Source organism: Marinobacter sp. SBS5, assembly GCF_048285575.1.
Classification (GTDB): domain Bacteria; phylum Pseudomonadota; class Gammaproteobacteria; order Pseudomonadales; family Oleiphilaceae; genus Marinobacter.
Map to the genome: position 1 here is coordinate 102,060 of NZ_JBLWAZ010000002.1, position 19,642 is coordinate 121,701.

At 53.0% G+C, this 19,642-nt stretch carries 17 protein-coding genes; 4 read left to right on the top strand and 13 right to left on the bottom strand.

Annotation, left to right across the window (positions count from 1 at the left end; translation table 11 throughout):
• The first annotated feature begins 33 nt into the window (after positions 1-33).
• The 3 genes from ACNQ6O_RS06080 to pta are packed head-to-tail and all read left to right on the top strand — an operon-like array spanning position 34 to position 5,838.
• The gene (locus tag ACNQ6O_RS06080; protein WP_418052359.1) at positions 34-2,451 is read left to right on the top strand and encodes an EAL domain-containing protein; all 2,418 of its coding nucleotides are present in this window, start codon (positions 34-36) and stop codon (positions 2,449-2,451) included.
• Between the two features lie 20 nt (positions 2,452-2,471).
• Positions 2,472-3,656, top strand: coding sequence for an acetate kinase (locus ACNQ6O_RS06085; protein ID WP_418052360.1), 1,185 nt, complete (start codon positions 2,472-2,474; stop codon positions 3,654-3,656).
• A gap of 28 nt (positions 3,657-3,684) precedes the next feature.
• Complete coding sequence (pta, locus tag ACNQ6O_RS06090; protein WP_418052361.1) at positions 3,685-5,838, top strand: phosphate acetyltransferase; 2,154 nt, start codon at positions 3,685-3,687, stop codon at positions 5,836-5,838.
• 33 nt (positions 5,839-5,871) lie between these two features.
• On the opposite strand, the gene der is transcribed toward pta, so the two are convergent.
• The 13 genes from der to trmJ all read right to left on the bottom strand — a co-directional run bounded on the left by der (position 5,872) and on the right by trmJ (position 18,585).
• Positions 5,872-7,293 (bottom strand): ribosome biogenesis GTPase Der, encoded by a 1,422-nt coding sequence (der, locus tag ACNQ6O_RS06095; RefSeq protein ID WP_418052362.1) that lies wholly within the window; start codon positions 7,291-7,293, stop codon positions 5,872-5,874.
• 60 nt (positions 7,294-7,353) lie between these two features.
• Positions 7,354-8,523 carry an outer membrane protein assembly factor BamB gene (bamB, locus tag ACNQ6O_RS06100; RefSeq protein ID WP_418052363.1) on the bottom strand — a complete coding sequence of 390 codons (1,170 nt, stop codon included), beginning with the start codon at positions 8,521-8,523 and terminating at the stop codon, positions 7,354-7,356.
• Positions 8,523-9,176, bottom strand: a complete 654-nt coding sequence (locus ACNQ6O_RS06105; RefSeq protein WP_418052364.1) for a YfgM family protein — start codon at positions 9,174-9,176, stop codon at positions 8,523-8,525. The genes bamB and ACNQ6O_RS06105 overlap by 1 nt, the downstream gene beginning before the upstream one ends.
• 49 nt (positions 9,177-9,225) lie before the next feature.
• Positions 9,226-10,500 carry a histidine--tRNA ligase gene (gene hisS / locus ACNQ6O_RS06110; protein WP_418052365.1) on the bottom strand — a complete coding sequence of 425 codons (1,275 nt, stop codon included), beginning with the start codon at positions 10,498-10,500 and terminating at the stop codon, positions 9,226-9,228.
• 39 nt (positions 10,501-10,539) lie between these two features.
• Complete coding sequence (ispG, locus tag ACNQ6O_RS06115; RefSeq protein WP_418052366.1) at positions 10,540-11,658, bottom strand: flavodoxin-dependent (E)-4-hydroxy-3-methylbut-2-enyl-diphosphate synthase; 1,119 nt, start codon at positions 11,656-11,658, stop codon at positions 10,540-10,542.
• Between the two features lie 34 nt (positions 11,659-11,692).
• Positions 11,693-12,685, bottom strand: a complete 993-nt coding sequence (locus ACNQ6O_RS06120) for a RodZ domain-containing protein (RefSeq protein WP_418052367.1) — start codon at positions 12,683-12,685, stop codon at positions 11,693-11,695.
• Entirely contained in the window at positions 12,675-13,478 is an 804-nt protein-coding gene (pilW, locus tag ACNQ6O_RS06125; protein ID WP_418052368.1) for a type IV pilus biogenesis/stability protein PilW, read from the bottom strand. The genes ACNQ6O_RS06120 and pilW overlap by 11 nt, the downstream gene beginning before the upstream one ends.
• Before the next feature lie 39 nt (positions 13,479-13,517).
• Positions 13,518-14,627 carry a 23S rRNA (adenine(2503)-C(2))-methyltransferase RlmN gene (rlmN, locus tag ACNQ6O_RS06130; RefSeq protein ID WP_418052369.1) on the bottom strand — a complete coding sequence of 370 codons (1,110 nt, stop codon included), beginning with the start codon at positions 14,625-14,627 and terminating at the stop codon, positions 13,518-13,520.
• 62 nt (positions 14,628-14,689) lie between these two features.
• Positions 14,690-15,118, bottom strand: a complete 429-nt coding sequence (gene ndk / locus ACNQ6O_RS06135; protein WP_247063391.1) for a nucleoside-diphosphate kinase — start codon at positions 15,116-15,118, stop codon at positions 14,690-14,692.
• A gap of 68 nt (positions 15,119-15,186) precedes the next feature.
• Positions 15,187-16,335 carry an IscS subfamily cysteine desulfurase gene (locus ACNQ6O_RS06140; RefSeq protein ID WP_418052370.1) on the bottom strand — a complete coding sequence of 383 codons (1,149 nt, stop codon included), beginning with the start codon at positions 16,333-16,335 and terminating at the stop codon, positions 15,187-15,189.
• 23 nt (positions 16,336-16,358) lie between these two features.
• On the bottom strand, positions 16,359-16,856 hold the full coding sequence (locus ACNQ6O_RS06145; protein WP_418052371.1) for an Rrf2 family transcriptional regulator: 498 nt from the start codon (positions 16,854-16,856) through the stop codon (positions 16,359-16,361).
• Positions 16,857-16,934: 78 nt separating this feature from the next.
• Positions 16,935-17,720: a serine O-acetyltransferase gene (gene cysE, locus ACNQ6O_RS06150; RefSeq protein ID WP_418052372.1), complete on the bottom strand. Its 786-nt coding sequence runs from the start codon at positions 17,718-17,720 to the stop codon at positions 16,935-16,937.
• Between the two features lie 4 nt (positions 17,721-17,724).
• Positions 17,725-18,585: a tRNA (cytosine(32)/uridine(32)-2'-O)-methyltransferase TrmJ gene (gene trmJ, locus ACNQ6O_RS06155; protein ID WP_418052373.1), complete on the bottom strand. Its 861-nt coding sequence runs from the start codon at positions 18,583-18,585 to the stop codon at positions 17,725-17,727.
• A gap of 192 nt (positions 18,586-18,777) precedes the next feature.
• Here trmJ and ACNQ6O_RS06160 point away from each other — a divergent pair, with 192 nt between their 5' ends.
• Positions 18,778-19,578, top strand: a complete 801-nt coding sequence (locus tag ACNQ6O_RS06160; RefSeq protein WP_418052374.1) for an inositol monophosphatase family protein — start codon at positions 18,778-18,780, stop codon at positions 19,576-19,578.
• The last annotated feature ends 64 nt before the right edge of the window (positions 19,579-19,642 follow it).

Below are 19,642 nucleotides of genomic sequence, written 5' to 3' on the forward strand. Positions count from 1 at the left end.
TCCGGAACATCATGCGGTGACCAAACCAAAAACATGCCAGATATTTCCAGTCGTCTGAGACGATTTCGAAGCACCTCCCCCCTTTCCTTCCGGCTACTGAGCTGGATACTTGTCTTTAGCTCGGCCCTGACACTGCTGGCATCAGGCGTGCAAATATACTCTGACTACAGAAAAGATCTGAATGACATCGAAAACAGAATGGAAGTCATTGAATCAGGCTATGCATCAAGCCTAACCCGGAGCCTGTGGGCCCTGGATCAAACGCTTCTGCAAACCCAGATGGAAGGCATTCTGAGCCTACCTGATATTTCTCATCTGCGGCTGCGTATCGAACCCGATTCAGAGCTGGTTATGGGCAACATAGCTGCCGGCTCAAACACGCTTAGCCACAGCTTCGATCTTGAGCATCACGAAGGAGAGCTATTCAATCTCGGTCGCCTGACAATCACGGCAAGTCTTGATCGCGTATATGAGGATCTTCAAACCAAGATTGGTGTCACCCTGATCACACAATTCTTGACCATCTTTGTGGTCTCTATCGTTATCCTCTCTATTTTCCGCCATTTGGTAACCCGGCATTTGACCGCCATGGCGGAGTACACGCGCGATTTATCGCTCGCTGACCTATCTCGCCCGTTGCAACTGGACCGTCACGAGCCTGCTAGCAACCTCAAAGATGAGTTAGGCATGGTGACAGACGCCATCAACCAGATGCGAGAAAGGCTCAATGAAGACATAGCCCGTCGCGAACACGATGCCGCCGAGATCCTGAAGTTTTCTAAAGCCATTGACCAAAGCCCCTCCTCCGTTCTTATTTGCGATAAACACTGGCACATTGAATACGCCAACCGGAAGTTTCTGCAACTTACCGGCCACCGCCTCGAGGAGATTCAAAACCAGCATCCTTCCAGCCTCATTAGTCAAAGTATGGATGAGCGGGAAGCCCAACAACTTTGGCAATCTGTACGCCTCCAGGTGCAGCGCGTAGGAGTATGGCAAGGCGAAATTAATAGTGCGCGATCTAATGGCGAACGCTACTGGGAACAGCTAGTGATCACGCCGATCAAAGGGGCCAATGATGAGACAACCGGTTACCTGATTCTGGGGGAGGACATCAGCATTCGAAAACGTTATGAACAACAGCTGTTAAGGCAGGCCAATTACGACATCCTCACAGGCCTACCGAACAGAATGCTTGCCCTCGATCGCTTGAAGCTCGCCATTGCTCAAGCACGACGAGACAGCACGCAAGTCGGGGTGATGTTTCTCGATCTAGACAATTTCAAGCACATTAACGACACGCTTGGCCATGACGCCGGCGATACTTTGCTGGTTGAAGCGGCCCGCCGGGTATCCAGTTGCCTACGCGGCACAAGTACCGTCGCTCGGCTAGGCGGCGACGAGTTTCTGGTTATCCTCCCCGGACTGACTGATCAGGCCGATGCGTGCCAGGTTGCACAGCGTATTTTGCTGACCTTCTCATCCCCTTTCATGCTTCATGCTCAGGAAGTATTCGTTACAACTAGCATCGGAATTGCCATTTTTCCAACCGACGCCGATACGAGCGGGACACTACTCCAACATGCCGATGCCGCCATGTATGAAGCCAAGCACCAAGGTAAAAGCTCATACGCACTCTTCACTCCGGAAATGACGGAAGTTTCTCATGAACGACTCCATATGGAGTCGCATATGAGAAAGGCATTAGAACTCAATGAGTTCCAACTGGTTTATCAACCAATTGTTGATACATCGTCAGGCAAACTGATTGCAGCCGAAGCGCTGTTGCGCTGGAATAATCCTTCACTCGGTACGGTGATGCCTGACCGCTTTATCCCACTGGCGGAAGAAACCGGCATGATTATCCCAATCGGTGAGTGGGTGATCAAAGAAGCCTGCAAGGCTGCTCAGTGCTGGCAAGCTTTAACGGGCTACGGCATTGGTATTGCAGTCAATGTATCGCCCAGACAGTTTAGAGACCCTGGATTTACAGATGTGGTGCACCGAGCTCTCACTGACAGCAACCTCAAAGCTGAGCTTCTCGAATTGGAGATCACCGAAAGACTGATTCTGGATAACACGATAGAAACTGCCGACATTCTCAGACAACTCGATGTCGCCGGTGTTCGGTTGTCGGTTGATGATTTTGGAACCGGTTATTCTGCTTTGAGCTACCTCAAAACTTATCCCTTTGATACGCTTAAAATTGATAAGTCTTTCATTCAAGACGTTCTTACGGATACCGATGACCTCGCACTGGTCAGAGCCATCATTAACATGGCTCACAGCTTAGGCCTGAAGGTCATCGCTGAAGGCGTCGAAGAAGAAGCACAAACCCACTTTTTGAAATCGGAGCATTGCGATTATTCCCAAGGCTACTTCTACAGCCGCCCCCTGCCTGAGCAGGAATTTATCCACTGGCTTGAGAACAATCATCGAGCCGCTATCTAAGCACTAAAACGGCACCATCCATGGACGAATCGATACTGGTCGTGAACAGCGGCAGTTCATCTGTAAAGCTCGCGTTATTCGACAAACACCATCAGAAAAAAGCGTCGGCGCTGGCCGAAAGACTCAACAAACAAGATGCTATTGCGCATATAAATGGCAGCCCCGAGCCCATAGAACTGCCAAAAGGCGCTAACCACCAACAGGCGCTCCAGATACTCATCGAAACCTTCACTCAAAAAGAACTTCTTAAAGGCTCGCCTATCGCCATCGGCCATCGGGTCGTGCACGGTGGCGAGACCTTCCGAGAAGCCGCCTTGATAGACTCATACACGATTACGGCCATCAAAAAGGTTTCCAGCCTTGCACCGCTCCACAACCCTGTGAATCTGGTTGGCATTGACGCCATGCAAGCGTTATTTCCAGCGGTTCCTCAGGTGGCTGTATTTGATACCGCGTATCACCAAACTTTGCCCGAAAAGGCTTACCGGTACGCCCTGCCAAAACACTGTTACGAAGATTGGGGCGTGCGCCGTTACGGCTTCCACGGGACCAGCCATTACTTCATGGCTCAAGAAGCGGCTCGACTGCTTGGTAAACCCGTGGATAGCACCTCAATTATCTCAGCGCATTTGGGGAATGGCTGCAGCATCACCGCCATACAATACGGCAAGAGCGTTGACACAAGTATGGGACTCACCCCACTGGAAGGACTTGTGATGGGCACACGCAGTGGTGACGTCGATCCGGGCTTGTTCGATTACCTGTCCGGCCGCGGCGTTCGCGCAAGCGAAGTCCACGCCATGCTGAACAACGACAGTGGCTTAATGGGATTATCTGGCCATACCAACGATATGCGCACACTGTGTGAACTCGCCGAGCAAGGCGACAAGCCCGCCCAATTAGCGATAGACGTTTTCTGCTTCAGGTTAGCGCGTTATATCGGCGCTATGACAGCCTCGCTTACTCACCTGGATGCCGTGGTATTCACCGGTGGAATCGGCGAGAACAGCGCTCAAGTGCGGCAAGAAACCATCAAACATCTCGGGCTGCTTGGCTTGGAAATCGACCCCGAACGGAACCAGCAACACGGCAGGCAGACAGAGAGCCAGGTGAACCATGCTGATTCTCGGTTCCCGATTCTCGTGATCCCTACGAATGAAGAATTGGTGATCGCTCGTGCGGCCAGCCGGCTGGCCAACGCCTGACAACACACGAATTTAAACTGGATAGATCATGGCAAAAAGTCTTTTTATCGCGCCGACCTCAATGAATTCAGGTTTGACCTCCGTTTGCCTCGGGCTGCTCCGCGCGCTGGAACAGGAAGGAGTCAGTGTTGGTTTTTACAAACCTTTCACTCAGTCCGTCCATCAAGGAGAAGCCATTCACAATGGCGGCAAGGACTCCTCGGTTGCTTTTGTACGGGCGCACGGTGAACAAAAAGTCCCAGACCCAATCCCTCTGAAAAAAGCACAACAACTACTGAACCACGGAAAAGCAGACCTGTTGCTGGAAAACGTGGTTGGCGAATACCAGAAGGTCGCCAAGGAAGTCGATGTCGTTATTATCGAAGGTCTTGTTCCCGACAGCGGCGAAACTTACATCGCACGCCTGAATGTGGAAGTAGCGCGCAACCTTGGCTCCGAAGTGATTCTCGTGAGCGCCCCAAAAAACTGCTCGGCGAAGGAGCTGGATGAGGAACTCGATTTCTCCGCTCGCTTATTCGCAGGGCCTTCTGACCCGGAAGTCATCGCTGTCATACTGAACAAAGTAGGCGAGCCACGACAGTCCCGCCCGGATTTATCGCTCCAATCCAAAGACAACACTCCCGAGATCGATTTTCAAACGTCCTGCAAGGTGTTTTCGACCGGGCGCTTTCATCTATTAGGTAAAATCCCCTGGGACCCTCAGCTTCTGGCGCCGCGCGTGTCAGACGTGGCCCGAGAGCTAGGCATAAAGGTGCTCCATGAAGGCCAAATGAACCATCGCCGGATACAGAAAGTAGCCGTGTGTGCCCGCACCATCCGAAACATGACCGACATATTGAAACCCGGCACGCTGTTGGTCACTCCGGGCGACCGGGACGATATCATCGTGACGACAGCCGTTGCAGCCCTGAACGGCGTTCCACTTGCGGGCCTAGTGCTTACCGGTGGCCTACTGCCCGACGACAACGTCATCGAACTGTGCCGGCGAGCACTCGATACGGGGCTGCCTATTCTTGGTTCGGACAACAACACCTATGAATCCGCAAACAGGCTGGCTAGCCTTTCACCTGCAGTCCCTATTGATGATACCGAACGGGTTGAGCAAACCATGGAAGCAGTTGCTAAAAGCATCGATACGGCATGGCTTGAAGAGCACCTGAAAGTAACCCGACAACGTCGTCTTTCACCGCCGGCCTTCCGCTACCAACTGTCTGAGCGCTCCCGTGCGGCGGATAAACGTATCGTTCTTCCCGAAGGCAGCGAACCCAGAACCGTGCAAGCCGCGATTATCTGCCACGAACGGCGCCTTGCCCGCTGTGCATTGATCGCCTCCGCACAAGAAGTGCAGTCCGTGGCCGACTCGCTGGGCGTGCAAATACCAGACGATATGGAAATCATTGATCCACTATCGGTACGTGAACGCTATATCGCCCCCATGGTAGAGCTGCGTAAACACAAGGGCCTGACGGCGGATCAAGCGGAAGCACTCCTTGAAGACAACGTTGTACTTGGCACTATGATGGTTGCCATGGACGAAGCAGATGGACTGGTTTCCGGTGCCATTCACACCACGGCCAATACCGTTCGCCCTGCCCTGCAGTTGATCAAGACTCACGACAACGCCAAGGTGGTCTCTTCAGTCTTTTTCATGCTGCTACCGCAACAAGTGTTGGTGTATGGCGACTGCGCGATTAATCCCGACCCAAATGCCGAGGAGCTGGCCGACATAGCAATTCAGAGCGCTGAATCAGCCGAGGCCTTTGGTATTGAACCGGTCGTGGCCATGATCAGCTACAGCACCGGTGAATCCGGTACCGGACAGGATGTGGAGAAGGTACGGGAGGCAACACGCATTGCCCGTGAACGCCGGCCAGATCTCTTGATTGACGGACCTTTGCAGTACGATGCAGCGGTGATCGAAAGCGTGGGCAAATCGAAGGCACCCGACAGCAAAGTGGCTGGCAAGGCAACCGTCTTCGTATTCCCTGACCTCAACACTGGCAATACAACTTACAAAGCCGTACAGCGTAGCGCGAATGTCGTCAGCGTTGGCCCAATGCTGCAGGGCCTACGAAAGCCAGTTAATGATTTGTCGCGAGGGGCTTTGGTAGAAGATATTGTCTTCACCATCGCACTGACAAGCGTTCAGGCTAAACAGGTAGAAGATGCAGGAGCGGCCTGAGCCGCTCTCTGATCAGGTAGGTAATCCGGCAGATTAGCGCTTCGTACTTTTCTGCCGGACTCTCTTGACGACACGACCTTTCTTAATGTCGTTGTCCTTCTTAACCTTTTGCCTTGGCGTGAGTCGATCCACCTTATTGGCAAAGGGGTTTTCACCCCCGCGGAACTCGAAGCGAATCGGTGAACCAACCACCTTCAGCACTTTGCGGAACGTGTTTTCCAGATAGCGCTTGTAAGCACCCGGCAGAGAGCCCACCTGGTTACCGTGAACCACAATGATGGGAGGGTTCGAACCACCTTGGTGAGCGTACCGCAACTTGATTCTGCGACCGTGAACCATCGGTGGCTGATGCTGAGCGATCGCGTCTTCGAGAATGGCGGTCAACCGGTTCGTCGGCCATTTAGCCATCGAGGATTCGTAGCTGGCCTGAACCGACTCATACATCGTGCCGACACCGGTGCCGTGCAAAGCTGAGATGTAATACTTATCGGCGTAATCGAGGAAGTCCAAACGACGGGCCACTTGCTCTTTTACTTTCGCCCGATCTTCAGAGTTCATGCCATCCCACTTGTTGATCGCAATAACCAACGAGCGGCCAGCGTCCAGCACAAAGCCGATCAAGTGCAAATCCTGGTCAACCAGCCCTTCACGAGCATCGATTACCAGAATCACAACGTGGGCATCATCAATCGCTTGTAAGGTTTTGATGATGGAAAACTTCTCGACCACTTCCTTTACATTCTTTCTACGGCGCACACCCGCCGTATCGATCAAGGTGTATTCGTGCCCATGCCGTTCATAGGGAATGTAAATACTGTCCCGAGTTGTGCCTGGCATATCGTAAACAACCACTCGTTCTTCGCCGAGCATGCGGTTAACCAGTGTTGACTTACCCACGTTTGGACGTCCGACAACACCGATACGAATGCCTGGATAGCGATCCGCCCGGTCTTGCTCTTGCGGCTCTTCAGGCTCTGGAAGCAGATGTTCAAGCAAAGAACGGACGCCGCGGTTATGAGCAGCTGCGATCATGAAAACGGACTGAAAACCCAATTTATAAAAATCAGCCGCCGCCACATCGGGATCTTGACCATCGGTTTTATTCACTACCAGATGGGCCTGCTTGTCCGAGCGGCGCAGATGGTCGGCGATCACTTCGTCACCGGCGGTCAGACCTGCACGGCCATCCACCAGAAACAATACAATGTCTGCCTCTTCAACGGCCTGAAGGGACTGCTGGGCCATTTCCGAGTCCAAACCGGCCTCTTGGCCTGTGAGTCCACCAGTATCGATAACAATAAATTTTCGATCCTCGTAGAAACCTTCTCCGTATTTTCGATCACGAGTTAGCCCGGGAAAATCCGCGACCAAAGCGTCCCGAGAGCGGGTCATTTGGTTAAACAAGGTGGACTTGCCTACGTTCGGGCGTCCTACAAGGGCAATTACTGGGGTCATAATTATCTGCTATACAAAGAAACAAAAACCCGGCCTGAGCCGGGTAATTTCAGCGGGGCTTCAGTCGTCCTGTTCAAGCTTGAGAACCGACATTTTGCCACCGTTACCATAAACCAACAGGTTACCATTACTCAGTACCTGGACAGGTACGCGGATACCGTCACTATCATATTTCGTTTGGCCAACCAAACGACCGTCACTCATCTGTATGACGTGCAAATACCCTTCGTAATCTCCTACCACCAAGTATTCACCGGCCACCGCTGGGCGAGTCACCTGTCGCCAAGCCAAATCGCTCTGCAGCCATAACTCACGTCGGTCGTTACCACGCAAAGCGACGACATCACCGTTCGCTGCTGCGAGGAAAATGTTGCCATTGCCGATCGCAGGCGAGTAGTAACTGGACGCAGTGCGGCTCCAGATTTCTTGTCCTGAACGGATGTCGATCAACGCCAATTTGCCCTGATACCCGACCACCATAATGGCCGAATCCAGTACCAGTGGCTGGCCGCCAATATCAACCAACCGCTCTAATTCCGTGCGCCCTTGCGCCTGGCCTACCTGATACTGCCACACAGGCTGGCCATTCTCAGCTGTCAGGGCAATCACACGGCCATTGGCGAATGAGGCAATGACAATATCAGCACCTACGAGGGGAGCTGCAGCTGTGCGCATCGTGAGCACCGGCACTTGCGCTTCATACTGCCAAATCTGTTCCCCCTTCTCGGTGTCGAAGCTAATCACGCGTCCATCAGTGGTTTGGACAACCACCAGAGAGCCGTTCGACTGGGGCGCTGCCAACACTTCGGTTGGCAAATCAACACGCCAGTTTTCACTGCCATCTTCACTGGACAGCGCAACCAACTCCGCATCACGGGTTACGAGATAAAGCTGTCGTCCATCGGCTCCCGGGCCTGCGAAAATGCGGTCGTCGAGCTCTTTCTCCCAAACCACTTTCCCGTCTTCCACCGATACGGCAACCACTTCGCCATCTGCAGAGGCAGCGTATATTACGTCACCCGCATACAGGGGCGCTAACTGAAGAAACTCACCGTCATGGCCGTTACCAACGGACATTCTCCAAACGCGTTCAAAACCGACGGAGGTTTCTATCTCGGGCACCGGTGCCGGCTGCTCAAACGTATCCGTTGCGCTACACCCTGCCAACAAAAAGACAAAAGCCGCGCATACTGACGCTAGTCCGAACGGTTTGTTACGCCCCAAAGGCATCAAGCGCCCTCCCCGACACCAAGGTCAGACAGTTTCAGCTCCAGCAAGTCGCCACCACGGGCCTGCCCTTGCTCTCTAGCAGTAAGATACGCTTTGCGTGCACCTTCGGTGTCGCCTTTCGAAAGCAAGATATCGCCTTGCAATTCAGAAAATACCGCTGCAAAGGTGTGCGCATCGTTTACACCGTCCAAGGTCGCCAAGGCAGCATCGTGCTCACCTGCTGCAAACTGCGCCTGAGCGAGGCGATTCCGAATAACCAACGACAAGGCCTTATAGTCAGCGGCCTTGTCCAATGCCCATTGCAGAGATTCAACAGCCGCCTCTGGATTGTTCTCTACCATCATCTGCTGACGTGCCAGCACCAAGTTGCCATAAATGGCGTAGGCACTGCTGCTATGCTCTTCACGCAGAGACTCTGCCACGAACTCAACAGTGTTTGTGCTGTCTTCACCGCCTGTAGAGAATGCGGTCAGCAACGTTGTAAACTGATTTGCGGCTTCCGCACGTTCTTGGGCCTGATGGTTTTGCCAAGCCTGCCAGCCAAATACGATGGCCAACGCTGCGCCAATACCGATTAGCAGTGAGCTACCGTTCTTTTTCCACCAGTCCTTGATTGCCTGGACCTGTTCTTCCTCGGTGCGTAACTCAGCCATGAAAACTCCTGTTAATTATTTGTTGTTGCCCGTTAATCGGTCGAATTCATTACACAAGTGCGGCCAGAACACTCGCCAGCTCTGACTGTGAGACTTCCTGTTGAGGCTGATCATCTCTCAAGGGCTTTAAGCCTGCTGTGCCATTCGCCACTTCGTTTTCGCCAAGAATAACCGCATAGCGAGCACCGCTGCGGTCAGCTTTCTTCATCTGGCTTTTGAAACTTCCGCCGCCGCAATGAGTAATCACAACTTTACCGGGCAATTCATTTCGCAACGTATTCGCAATCGACATGGCCGAGGCCACACTCTGGTCACCCATAGCAGTCACATAGACATCCGCCTGATTGTTAACCTCATCCGGAACCAGATTAAGCGTTTCCAGAAGCAGTATCAGACGCTCTAGCCCCATCGCAAAACCTACCGCTACCGTTGGTTTGCCACCTAACTGCTGTACCAGGCCATCATAGCGCCCACCGGCACAAATGGTGCCTTGCGCGCCCAAGCTTTCGGTAACCCATTCAAATACAGTCTTACCGTAATAATCAAGGCCACGAACCAGCGCTGGATTCACCGTATACTCAACGCCTGCAGCATCCAGCAAAGCCTTGAGCTGTTCAAAGTGCGCGACCGACTCTTCGTCCAAGTACTCACTCAAGCTCGGCGCGTTAACAAGCAGTTTGCGAGTATTCGGATCTTTGCTGTCCAGAATACGAAGCGGATTAGTCGTTAAACGGCGCTTGCTGTCTTCGTCCAATTCGTCCCGATACTGTTCGAGATAGCTAACCAAGGCTTCCCGATACACTTTACGAGCTTCGCTGGTGCCGATGGAGTTGATCTCCAGACGGGCATGGGTAGACAACCCAAATTCTTCCCACAGGCGCGCGGTTAGCATCAAAAGTTCAGCATCGATATCCGGGCCGGCCATGCCAAAGCACTCAACACCAATCTGGTGGAACTGGCGATAACGGCCTTTCTGCGGGCGTTCGTGACGGAACATTGGGCCGGTGTACCAAAGGCGGCGGGTCTGATTGAACAGCAAACCATGCTCTTCCGCAGCTCGAACACACCCTGCAGTACCTTCCGGGCGCAGTGTCAGGCTGTCACCGTTGCGGTCGTCAAAGGTATACATTTCTTTTTCGACGATGTCGGTGACTTCGCCGATAGAACGCTTAAACAGGTCCGTCTGCTCCACAATCGGCATACGGATTTCCTGATAGCCATACTGCGAAAGCACTTTGCGAACCGTTGATTCAACGTACTGCCAGATAGGTGTCTGGTCCGGAAGAATGTCGTTCATCCCCCGGATTGCCTGAATTTTAGCCAAAGTAAAACCCTGATTGCTTCTTAATTAAATGTATGGAAATCAGTCTTCGGACTTAGCAATTAAGAGCGAGTCCTGCTCTTCGCGACGAGCAACCTCTTCTCGAATCAACCGCTCCAAGTCATCCGTCAGCGTCTCATTGACCAACTTTTGGTTTGGCTTTCCGTGAAGATAAAACAGATTCTTCGGTGAACCACCGGTCAGGCCGATATCGGCCTCGCGAGCTTCGCCGGGGCCGTTAACAATGCATCCGATGATCGCAACGTCCAACGAACGATTCACGTCTTCCAGCCGCGCTTCCAGATCGTTCATGGTCTGAATAACGTCGAAGTTCTGTCTGGAGCAGCTTGGGCAGGCAATAAAGTTAATGCCGTGGCTACGCAACCGAAGACTTTTCAGAATATCAAAACCGACTTTGATCTCTTGGACAGGATCGGCAGCCAGCGATACCCGTATGGTGTCGCCAATGCCGTCCATCAGCAACATCCCCAGACCGATAGAGGACTTCACGGTGCCAGAGCGGAACCCGCCGGCTTCAGTAATGCCCAGGTGCAATGGCTGTTCAATTTGTTGAGCGATCAAGCGGTACGCCGCGACTGTCATGAACACTTCGGAAGCCTTCAAGCTGACCTTGAAGTTTTGAAAGTCATGACGATCCAGAATATCGATGTGGCGCATCGCAGATTCAACCAATGCCTCAGGCGTCGGCTCACCATATTTGCGCTGCAATGCCTTCTCAAGAGAACCCGCATTCACCCCGATACGAATGGGAATGTTGCGATCTTTAGCGGCATTGATCACAGCACTGACACGATCATCACGACCGATATTTCCCGGGTTGATTCGCAGACAGTCGACGCCCAGTTCAGCCACACGAAGCGCGATCTTATAATCGAAATGGATATCCGCTACCAAGGGCACCGATACTTGTTTGCGTATCTGACCAAATGCTTCTGCAGCCTCCATAGACGGCACAGAAACACGAACGATGTCGGCCCCCGCCTCCTGAATGGCGTTGATTTGACCTACCGTGGCAGCCACGTCACAGGTATTGGTGTTGGTCATGCTCTGAACCGCGATAGGGGCATCACCACCTACGGGCACATCACCAACCATGATCTGCCGGGATTTACGTCTTTTGATCGGGGAATCTTGTTTCATGGACAGGAACCAACACTATATCCGGACGTTTAATTCAGGGTTCGAGTGTGAACTCTGACCGATTGTTCACGACACGAAAGCTACCCTTATCGAGCGTTTCATCCTGAAACCGGATAGCTTCCAATGCACTCATAGCGCCGACAACCACCTTCAACGGCGGTGTACCACGCACATCTACCTTATTACCCTGTCGGCGCAAACCACTCGCCAAGCGCTGGCCGGTGGCATCTGTGACTTTTATCCAGCAGTCACCATTAAAAGTCATTTCAAGACGACCAATAGAGGACACCGCTACCTGTTCAACAGGATCCGGTGTTTGAACCTGTTCCAACGGTGCCTGAACACCCTCAACCGAGTCGGGTGCTTCTGACATCACCTCTAACTGAACCGAAGCACTATCCGCAGTTGAAATCAGTTCGGCATCGCCGGCTGTAGCATCTACACGTTCCATGCTATCCACTGAGTCAGACACTTCGACCTGCTCAATCACCAACGAATCAGGGGCAGGCTCTGAAACAACCGGCTCAACCAGAGATTCGCTGGCATCCACTTCGTCCCTAGCTGTTGTCTCAGCGGCAGGCGCAACGCTGTCTCCGACAACTGACTGGTCCCGCGTGATGAAATGGATGGAGATAAACGCCACCACGCCAATCAACAAGAGCCACAGAATGGCTTTAGCCATTCGCTGTTTTCGTTTCTTACGACGCTCAATGTCGATCAACGGATTGGCCTGAAGCGCTTCCTCCCGCCTCTTCCGAGCCGGCGCCAATTCAACATCCAGGTCACGTATTACCGAGTCAGCGTTCAGGCCCACCTGCCGGGCATAAGCTCTGACATAACCTTTCAGAAACAACTCGGTATCAATTTTCTCATAGTCCCCGGCTTCAATCGCCTGAACAATGGAAGAGCGCAGGTGCTGCTGCTCAGCAATCGCTGAGACCGACAGACCTTTCGCTTCCCGAGCGCGCTTTAACTGCTGGCCAACTGGCTCTGCAGGGACGTAGTGTTCTGGCTGTTCACTGACCATTAGCAATCAGCACCTTATATTGTTGGTATTCCTCAGACTCGGCAAACTCGTTTTTCAGCAAGAGTGCCAAGCTGGCCTCCTGATCACGGTCCTGGAAATGTCGTGCAATACGGATACCCGTATACAGGCTTTCAGCAGAATGAACCAATCTGGGAGTATTTTGAATCATTACTTGCAGGCGAGAGTAATACCGGGAGGCCGCTGAATAATCGCCCTGCTCCACCAAAACGCGGGAAAGCGATAACAATGTACGCGCCTCACCCCGAGTTAGCTCTACCGCTCTGCGATAGGCTTGTTCTGCCTGCTCAAGATTGCCGAGCTGCTCCTCGGTCATACCAAGATTATAAAAGACCCCGCCACGATCTTTGTAGGCGGTGTCTTCAGATGCTTTGGCGAACTGGGCCCGAGCTTTCGCAAACTCACCCTCACTGAACAAAAACGCGCCATAGTAGACACGGCCACGTGTGTAGCCGCCATCGGCTGACACGGCATCTTTAAAACTCTGTTCTGAAAGCCGCCCGTCCCCTTCAGCGCTGTAAACCAAACCCATAGCGGCTAGCGCAGGGGCGTAGTCGTCGTCGATTTCGAAGGCTCGTTCAAGATGGTGACGAGCTCGCGTCAGATTTCCCTGAGCGATGTACCGAGAGGCAAGTTTGACGTAATTCTCAAGCGCTTTTTCGCGATCAGCTTCGCGGTTAAATCGGCTGTCTGTAGTGGTTACGCAACCTGAAACAAGCAATCCCAAAACCAGTAAGGAAAGTGTGGCCAGTTTTACGGCTGTGTTCTTAACCATCTACAAACACCTTCTGTTATGACTGACTGCCCCTTTCGTTCAGGGGTTCACTTGTTGCACGGCAATATAACGCTGACTTCGTTTCGTTCGATCTTCGACCAGACCGACCAACTGGCCGCAGGCGGCATCGATATCATCACCACGTGGCGTGCGAACCGTGGTCACATAACCCGCTTCGGTCAAAATATTCTGGAACCGCCTTGTTGCATTCATACTCGGGCGTTCGAAATCACTCTCCGGGAACGGGTTGAACGGTATCAGGTTGACCTTGCAAGGCAATCCTTTCAACACCACCGCCAACTCTCTGGCATGCTCGAGCTGGTCATTAACACCTTGAATGACCGTATACTCGATAGTCGCCTTACGCTTATCAGGCAATCGCGCCAAATAGCGACGGGTAGCGGCCAGCAACTCGGCAATCGGGTACTTTTTATTCAGCGGTACCAATTGGTTACGCAACTCATCATTAGGTGCGTGAAGCGAGATGGCCAGTGAAACATCGGTAACCTCACCCAAGCGATCCAGTGCAGGCACTACGCCAGATGTGCTTAATGTTACGCGACGCTTGGAGATCCCGTAAGCGAGGTCTTCCATCATCAAATTCATGGCATCCACTACATTGTCAAAATTAAGCAGCGGTTCACCCATGCCCATCATGACAACGTTGGTTATCGGTCGACTGCTGGGCTCATAGGGCATAAACGCCTTACGAGCAACCCACACCTGACCGATGATTTCAGCGGCGGTAAGGTTCCGGTTAAAACCACGTTTACCGGTTGAGCAAAAGGTGCAATCAAGGCTGCAACCGATCTGAGACGACACACACAAGGTGCCCCGCTCACCGTCAGGAATCAGTACGGTTTCAACGTTGTTCCCGTTGTCCATCCGCATGACCCATTTACGGGTTCCGTCTTTGGAGGTCTCGTCGTAAACGACCTCCGGACCACGCACTTCAGCGATTTCCTTGAGCCGCTCGCGCAGAGCCACGCTCATATTGGTCATTTGATCGAAGTCATCAACACCACGCTGATGAATCCACTGCAGTACCTGCTGCGCACGAAAACGTTTTTCGCCCAGAGTCTCGAAAAAGGCCTCCAGCTTCGCTTTTGGCAGTCCAAGAAGATTGGTTTTTTCAGCAGGGGCAGTCATGGCATAACCTCGATCAGATAACCAATTCAGGGGTAACGATCGTCACCCCTGAACAGACAACTTTAGCCGCGCGGGCAGATTTCGTTGTCGTTAAAGAAATAAGCCACTTCGCGCTCTGCAGAAGCTGCGGAGTCGGAGCCGTGAACGGCGTTGGCATCGATAGAAGAAGCGAAATCTGCACGGATAGTACCGGCTTCAGCTTCCTTCGGGTTGGTAGCACCCATCAGTTCGCGGTTCTTCAGGATGGCGCCTTCGCCTTCCAGAGCCTGAACAACAACAGGACCAGAGGTCATGAACGCAACCAGGTCGTTGAAGAAAGGACGCTCTTTGTGCTCAGCGTAGAAACCTTCAGCTTGCTCCTGAGTCAGGTGCATCATCTTGGCTGCAACGATTTTCAGGCCAGCCTTCTCGAAGCGGCTGTAGATTTCGCCGATTACGTTCTTAGCTACCGCGTCGGGCTTGATGATAGAGAGCGTGCGCTCGTTTGCCATGTTACTTCTCCAGTCTGGTTATGGGTAAAAATCAGGGCGTAGATTATACGCAGTCAATGGGCCACTGCCTACCGCACCGTGCGAAGTCGCGTAACCACATCAACAATTTGGCTGCTCGCGCATTCGATTTCGTCGTTCGTCGTGTAACGACCGAACGAAAACCTCAACGCTCGATGCGCAAGCTCATCACTCAGACCAATCCCGCGCAGTACAAAAGATGGCTCAACCGAAGCCGACGCACACGCAGATCCGGAAGACACCGCCATGTTTCGCAGGCCAAGCATGAGCGATTCCGCTTCAACACCTTCGAATGACAGATTAACGACACCTGGAACGCGATACTCCGAACTTCCGTTAAAATGCACGCCTTCCAATGATTCCAAGCCAGACAAGAAACGCTGGCGCAAGTCTTCCAGCCGCGCCATCTCATTCTCAAGCCCCTGACCTGCCAGCTCGAACGCCTTGCCCATACCCACAATCTGATGGGTAGCAAGGGTGCCAGAGCGCATATTCCGTTCGTGACCACCGCCATGCATCTGCGCTTCAACACGAACGTCCGGCGAGCGACGCACGTATAAGGCCCCAATACCTTTCGGCCCGTAAACCTTGTGGGCGGACAGCGACAAAAGATCAACGTTAAGCTGACCGACATCTACAGGCATCTTTCCGGCTGCCTGAGCCGCATCAACATGAAAACGGACACCCCGCTCTCTTAACATGGAACCAATGGCAGCAATGTCGGTGATACACCCGAGCTCGTTGTTCACCAGCATCAGACTAACGAGCACCGTGTTCTCTTTTAGCGCCTGCTCAACAGACTCGGGAGAAACACGACCATCGGCTTGAGGACTCAACCAGGTAACCTCGACACCCTGCTGCTCCAACCACTTACAGGTATCAACCACCGCTTTATGCTCAATGATCGAGGTCACAATATGTGGCTTACTGCCGATATCCACCGACCCTTTTATCGCGAGGTTATCGGACTCGGTCGCACCCGAGGTCCAAACTATCTCTCTAGGGTCAGCGTGAATCAGCCCGGCCACTTGTCGGCGGGCATTTTCTACCGCAGCTTCCGCCTGCCAGCCGAACCCGTGGGATCGCGAGGCAGGATTACCAAAAACACCCTCAAGCGTGAGGTGTTTTGCCATGAATTCAGCAACAACCGGGTCAACCGGCGTCGTCGCCGCATAATCCAGATATACAGGCTTTTTCATAATTTAACGGGAGTACGTTGTTGTCAGGCCGGGGCCTGATCTGTCAGTTGGCGGGTATTGATCGCATCCGCATCGGTCTCTGACTGCTTGCGATTTTGACGGTCAGCGACCAATTGAATTTCACGCTTACGCATCAGATCACCGAGACTGATATCACTCAAGAACTGATGGATCTGATCACTTAGATCGGACCAAAGGTGATGGGTCAAACACTTTTCCCCATTTTGACAATCACCTTTATTGCCACAACGCGTGGTATCGAGTGACTCGCTGACGGCATCGACCACTTCAGCGATAAACACCTCGTCCGCATGCCGACTCAAGCGGTACCCTCCACCAGGCCCGCGAATACTCACGACAAGCTGTTGTCGGCGCAAACGGGAAAAGAGCTGTTCCAGGTAGGATAAGGAGATTTCCTGACGCGACGAAATATCGGCCAAGCTCACCGGCCTCTCGCTACCATGCAGCGCCAGATCCAGCATTGCTGTAACGGCATAGCGGCCTTTTGTAGTGAGCTTCATATTCTCAGCCCCGACAATGGGTTTGAATATTGGATTTCATCGCTGAGTATGAATTGACCCACTAAAACAGTCAAGTATTCAGACTTTGCCGTCGCTCTCGGGCTCATCGCGCACACAATCAAAGTCCTCTTCATCCAATTGCGGCAAATCCCCGTTCTGATATTCGCTGTTCACCTTGCGAAGCGCCTTGCACATGACCTCTAACCGTTCATCTACGGCATGCATATGGTCAAGCAATGCGCGGACAGAGCGAGCCACTGGGTCCGGCATCTCTTCGGTAACTCCGTATGCATCGAAACCCATTCGCTCTTCCATAACTTTCCGGCGAGGATTATCCGCTTCTTCCGCCTTCCGCTTAACAATGATCCGACCCGGGATACCCACAACCGTTGCACCCGCAGGAACAGCCTTGGTCACAACCGAGTTGGAACCAATCTTAGCGCCAGCGCCCACTTCAAACGGCCCCAGAATCTTGGCGCCGGCACCCACCACCACACCATCACCGATAGTGGGGTGCCGCTTACCTTTATTCCAACTAGTACCCCCAAGAGTTACCCCTTGATAGAGGGTGACGTCGTCGCCGATAACGGTCGTCTCACCAATAACCACTCCCATGCCGTGATCGATAAAAAACCGCCGGCCAATCGTCGCTCCCGGGTGAATTTCAATACCGGTAAACCAACGCGTCAGCGTGGAGATCGTTCGCGCCAACCACTTCAGACCAAGCCCCCAGATCCAGTGAGCCAAACGATGCAACAGAAGCGCATGCAAGCCCGGGTAGTTCGTTAGAACTTCAAAGGTATTTCGCGCCGCAGGGTCACGATGAAAAACGCTATTTACATCTTCCCTCAAACGTTCAAGCATAACTCTACTCCTGACCTCTATCTTGGGAGTCTGAAGAAATTCCCGCGCCCTGCTCTTTGCCGTTCTGGTTACCGGCCGCCTTTTGTATCGAGGAAAGAACTCCACGAAGAATGTTCACTTCCATTTGGTCCATGCGCGCTCGCTGGAACAGTCGTCGCATACGAGCAATCAGATGACGCGGGTTATCCCGTCGATGGAAGTTTACGTCGACAAGCGTCTGCTCGAAATGCCCGAAAAAGCCTTCCACTTCACCAGCCGTAGCGGGAGGGGAATCCCAACCCTCATCGCCTGGCGCAACCATAGGCTGAAGGTAGGGGCTCGATTCGCCCTCCTCAAGGCTTTTCAGGTGAAACATCCTCAGCTCATAGCAGATCACCTGAACTGCCATAGCCAGATTCAACGAGCTGTAATCAGGATTAGAAGGGATATGTATGTGATAATGACAACGCTGCAGCTCGTCATTAGAAAGACCGTGATTCTCACGACCGAAAACCAGAGCCACCTTGCCAGTAGCCGCTTGCTGCACAGCGGTTGCGGCTGCGTCCGGCGGCGGAATCACTGGCCAAGGCACTTTACGACCTCGAGCACTGGTTCCCATCACCATCACGCAATCTGCTAACGCCTCGTCCAGCGAAGAGACCACCTGAGCCCTATCCAGCACATCGCTCGCTCCTGCTGACCGAGCGTAAGAGGTTTCATCAGGAAACGATGCCGGGTTCACCAACCAAAGATTTCCCAGCCCCATATTTTTCATGGCCCGCGCAACAGCCCCGATGTTTCCGGAGTGGGAGGTTTCTACCAGAACAATACGGATTTGGTCTTTGAACGAGTCATTACTTTCCGGCGACAGCGCGGGTTCATGCATGGTATCTGGGCCTGTTACTCATCAGTATTTTGAAAAAAGAGGCGAATTATACCAGAAACCCAAAAAGAACGGTTCTCTGAATATCCCGAAACCCTAAGGTATGCGTGCATTTGCTGAGGCAAAAAGCATACAAGGGCGGCAAGTTTTTGCTATGATGGCGGCCCTTCACACATTCGGATAATGAACTCTCAGATGCAACCAGCAATTAAAATGGCCCTGCGCGTTGCCCGCCATGGGTCTGACTACCTCAAAGCCCATTTCGAGCGTCAGGAACCCAACGGCAAAGACGAAGCCGACCGTTACCGACAGCTGGAACGGGTAGAGCAATCTATCTACGACAACTTCACAGAACAGCTGGCCAAAGCTTATAAAGATCACACCATCGCACCGATGGGTGAAGCCGACGCCAATGGCAGCGAAAGAAGCTGGCACATCTTTCCGATTCTTGGCCGGGACAACTTCGTTCGCGGAATCCCCGAGTTCGCTCTGGCACTTTCCCAGAAGAAGAACAACCGCACCGAGAACCTTCTGATCGTTAACCCGATTACCGGCGAAGAGTACTCTGCCAGCCGGGGTCACGGCGCCGCATTGAACAGCCGCCGGGTTCGCGCCTCAGACGTTAAAATGCCAGCCAAATCCGCACTGGCCTCCAACCTACTGGATCAGACTCGCCAAGGCGACGACCCGATGATTTGGGGCGAGATGGCAGCCACTCTGGCTAGCGAGACCTCCATTTTCCGGACGTCCGGCTGCGTTGTGCTCGACATAGCCCGTGTTTCTGCAGGCCTGCTGGATGCCGCCGTTATTTTCCGCCCATCCGCTGCCGACCTTGATCTGGGTGTAACACTGGCCATGGAGTCAGGCGCTTTGACCGGCGACTTCTCTGGCAATCCATCGATGGGTACTGCGCGACAGCTGATCGTTGCAAACCCAAAACTGTTCCGCGAAATCCTCAAGGTACTGAACCCGTTCCGCGGTCGACTACCTCGATAAGATTTTCGGGCACAAAAAAACCGCCATCCATTCGGATTGGCGGTTTTTTTTGGCGCCGACGTTA

What these genes read in the sequence shown, in the direction of transcription:
- ACNQ6O_RS06080 (WP_418052359.1), top strand. Translation starts at nt 34, where the DNA reads ATGCCAGATATTTCCAGTCGTCTGAGACGATTTCGAAGCACCTCCCCC.
- ACNQ6O_RS06085 (WP_418052360.1), top strand. Translation starts at nt 2,472, where the DNA reads ATGGACGAATCGATACTGGTCGTGAACAGCGGCAGTTCATCTGTAAAG.
- pta (WP_418052361.1), top strand. Translation starts at nt 3,685, where the DNA reads ATGGCAAAAAGTCTTTTTATCGCGCCGACCTCAATGAATTCAGGTTTG.
- der (WP_418052362.1), bottom strand. Translation starts at nt 7,293, where the DNA reads ATGACCCCAGTAATTGCCCTTGTAGGACGCCCGAACGTAGGCAAGTCC.
- bamB (WP_418052363.1), bottom strand. Translation starts at nt 8,523, where the DNA reads ATGCCTTTGGGGCGTAACAAACCGTTCGGACTAGCGTCAGTATGCGCG.
- ACNQ6O_RS06105 (WP_418052364.1), bottom strand. Translation starts at nt 9,176, where the DNA reads ATGGCTGAGTTACGCACCGAGGAAGAACAGGTCCAGGCAATCAAGGAC.
- ispG (WP_418052366.1), bottom strand. Translation starts at nt 11,658, where the DNA reads ATGAAACAAGATTCCCCGATCAAAAGACGTAAATCCCGGCAGATCATG.
- ACNQ6O_RS06120 (WP_418052367.1), bottom strand. Translation starts at nt 12,685, where the DNA reads ATGGTCAGTGAACAGCCAGAACACTACGTCCCTGCAGAGCCAGTTGGC.
- pilW (WP_418052368.1), bottom strand. Translation starts at nt 13,478, where the DNA reads ATGGTTAAGAACACAGCCGTAAAACTGGCCACACTTTCCTTACTGGTT.
- rlmN (WP_418052369.1), bottom strand. Translation starts at nt 14,627, where the DNA reads ATGACTGCCCCTGCTGAAAAAACCAATCTTCTTGGACTGCCAAAAGCG.
- ndk (WP_247063391.1), bottom strand. Translation starts at nt 15,118, where the DNA reads ATGGCAAACGAGCGCACGCTCTCTATCATCAAGCCCGACGCGGTAGCT.
- ACNQ6O_RS06140 (WP_418052370.1), bottom strand. Translation starts at nt 16,335, where the DNA reads ATGAAAAAGCCTGTATATCTGGATTATGCGGCGACGACGCCGGTTGAC.
- ACNQ6O_RS06145 (WP_418052371.1), bottom strand. Translation starts at nt 16,856, where the DNA reads ATGAAGCTCACTACAAAAGGCCGCTATGCCGTTACAGCAATGCTGGAT.
- cysE (WP_418052372.1), bottom strand. Translation starts at nt 17,720, where the DNA reads ATGCTTGAACGTTTGAGGGAAGATGTAAATAGCGTTTTTCATCGTGAC.
- trmJ (WP_418052373.1), bottom strand. Translation starts at nt 18,585, where the DNA reads ATGCATGAACCCGCGCTGTCGCCGGAAAGTAATGACTCGTTCAAAGAC.
- ACNQ6O_RS06160 (WP_418052374.1), top strand. Translation starts at nt 18,778, where the DNA reads ATGCAACCAGCAATTAAAATGGCCCTGCGCGTTGCCCGCCATGGGTCT.